Annotated in this window: 2 protein-coding genes and 1 pseudogene; 2 read left to right on the top strand and 1 reads right to left on the bottom strand. The window is 70.3% G+C overall.

Going from position 1 to position 2,508, the window contains the following annotated elements; all coding sequences use genetic code 11:
- Positions 1-1,003, top strand: a 1,003-nt coding sequence (locus ACFWJO_RS37885) for an IS21-like element ISMlu14 family transposase (RefSeq protein WP_386872682.1), incomplete at its 5' end; no start/stop codon positions are given.
- The gene (istB, locus tag ACFWJO_RS37880; RefSeq protein ID WP_010078636.1) at positions 1,000-1,785 is read left to right on the top strand and encodes an IS21-like element helper ATPase IstB; all 786 of its coding nucleotides are present in this window, start codon (positions 1,000-1,002) and stop codon (positions 1,783-1,785) included. The genes ACFWJO_RS37885 and istB, both read left to right, overlap by 4 nt.
- Before the next feature lie 118 nt (positions 1,786-1,903).
- Here the strand turns inward: istB and ACFWJO_RS37875 are convergent.
- A pseudogene (locus tag ACFWJO_RS37875) lies at positions 1,904-2,508 on the bottom strand (IS3 family transposase); the annotation flags it as partial.

Genomic DNA, 2,508 nt, shown 5'->3' with positions numbered 1-2,508 from the left:
CTTCCGGCTGATCGGGGGCGCGCCGACCTATGTGCTGACGGATAACGAGAAGACAGTGACGGTCTCTCATGTGGCCGGGGTGCCGGTGCGTAACCAGGCCACCGTGGCGTTCGCTCGGCATTACGGCGTGGAGGTGCTGACCTGCCAGCCAGCGGATCCGGCCGCCAAGGGCGGGGTGGAGAACGCGGTGAAGCTGGCCAAGGCCGACCTGGTCCCGAAGGACACCAACCTGCGGGACCAGTACGCCTCGTTCGCTGAGCTCGAGGCCGCCTGCGCGGGGTTCATGGCCATGGTGAACTCCCGGGAGCACCGGGTGACCCGGCGCCGCCCGGACCACATGCTCGCCGAGGAGACCAGCGCGTTGCATCGGATCCCCGCCACGGCGCACACCGTGGCCTACGGGGTGGGACGGAAGGTGCCGGAGAACACGCCGATGGTCTCCTTCGAAAACGCCCAGTACTCGGTGCCCGCGCACCTGCTCGGGGCCGAGGTGTTCGTGCGCCATCACGGCACCGGACCGGACTCGATGGTGGTGATCATGCACGCCGGTGCGCAGGGGCCGGTGGAGGTCGCCCGGCACCGGGTGGCCCGGCCCGGGTCCCCGGCCATCGACGACGCGCACTTCCCCGGCCACGAGACGGACAAGGTGCCCGGGGACTACACCCCGGTGCCCCGTTCGGCGGCGGAGGCCGAGTTCCTGGCCATCGGGGCCGGAGCGAGGACCTGGCTGGTGGAGGCCGCCGCGGCCGGCACCAGCCGGATCGGTCAGAAGATGGCCGAGGCCGTCACCCTGGCCAAGCTCGCCGGCACCGACCAGGTCGACCGCGCCCTCGGGGTGGCCGCGGTGCACCAGCGCTTCGCCCACGGCGACCTGGCCTCCCTGCTCACCGCCGCCGGCCACCGCACCGGGATGCACACCGCCACCGAGGAACGGTCCCTGACCCAGGGCACCGCCGGCTGGGCCGGCCTCGGTACCTCCAACACCGAGGGGGCAGCCCGGTGAGCATCCACACCCCGAACACCGCCGCACCGGCGCTGCCGGCCGATTTGGAGGCGCTGTTGCGGCAGCTGAAGATGCCCCACGCCCGCGGTATCGCCGCCGAGGTACTGGCCACCGCCCGGGCCCAACGCTGGGAGCCGGCCGAGGTCCTCAAGGCCCTGCTGGTCGAGGAGACCACCGGTCGGGCCCGATCCATGCTCGCCGCCCGGCGCAAGGCCGCCGGGTTCCCCACCGGCAAGACCTTCACGACCTGGGATCCGGGCGCCTCCTCGATCCCGGCCCCGACCCAGCAGTCCCTGCGCACCCTGGAATGGCTCTCGCGCAGAGAGAACCTCGTGGTCTGCGGGCCCTCCGGCACCGGCAAGACCTTCTTCCTCGAGGCCCTGGGCCAGCAGGCCGTGGAGGAGGGCAAGCGGGTGGCCTGGTTCACCCTGGAGGACCTCGGGGCGATGATCCGGGCCCACCGGCCCGATGACACCATCACCAAAGCCGTCGCCCGAATCCTGCGCGCCGACCTGATCGTCATCGACGACATCGGCCTGCTGCCGGTCGCCGACGATGCCGCCGAGGGCCTCTACCGCATCGTGGACGCCGCCTACGAGAAACGCTCCGTAGCGATCAGCTCGAACCTGCACCCGGCCGGCTTCGACGAGCTGATGCCCAAGACCCTGGCCACCGCCACCGTGGACCGGCTCCTGCACCACGCCCACGTCTGCCAGACCACCGGAGACTCCGTACGGATGACCCAGGCAATGGCCGGGAAGGGAGTCATGCCACTGAACTGATCCCATCACGGTGGCCAGCACCACCACCCAAACGGGCAAACCAGCTGGCCACCAGTGGGCAGTTCTGATGGCCACCAGCGGGAAGAAACACTGGCCGCCTATGGGCAGAACTCAATGGCCCTTGACAGCTGTGGCAGCGCAGGTCCTCGTGGCGAGCGCCGCGGGACCAGCGGGCCATCTCGATCGCGTCGAGGACCATCTCGGTGCGCATGTGTGACGCGCACCGCCACCCGACGATCATCCGGGAGAACGCGTCGACGATGAAGCAGACGTACGCGACGCCGGCCCACGTCGGCACGAACGCCAGGTCGGTGACCCAGAGCCGGTTCGGGGCAGGCGCGGTGAACTCCCGCTTCACGAGGTCCGGGTGCCGCGCCGCGGTCGGATCTGGCCGGGTCGTCTTCACCCGCTTCGACCTGGTCGCGCCCTTAATCCCTGCGGCGCGCATGAGCCGGCCCGTCTGATCTCGGCCGATGTCGATCCCGGCGCGACGCGCGGTCTTCCAGAGCTTTCTGACCCCGTAGACGCGGTAGTTCGTCTCCTAGAGCTCGACCAGCTGCGGGATCAGCTCCTCGTCCCGCACCGCGCGAGCCGAGGGGGCGCGGGTCTTGGCGGCGTAGTAGCTGCTCGGAGCCACCTGCAGCAGCCTGCAGATGAGCTCGACTCCGAGCCGGCGAGCGTCGACCAGGTCATCCTTGTTCGCGTCGATGAACGCGACTACTT

It is taken from the genome of Streptomyces sp. NPDC127092, from assembly GCF_042722475.1.
Lineage (GTDB): Bacteria > Actinomycetota > Actinomycetes > Streptomycetales > Streptomycetaceae > Streptomyces.
This window is presented reverse-complemented; position numbering and strand designations above follow the sequence as displayed.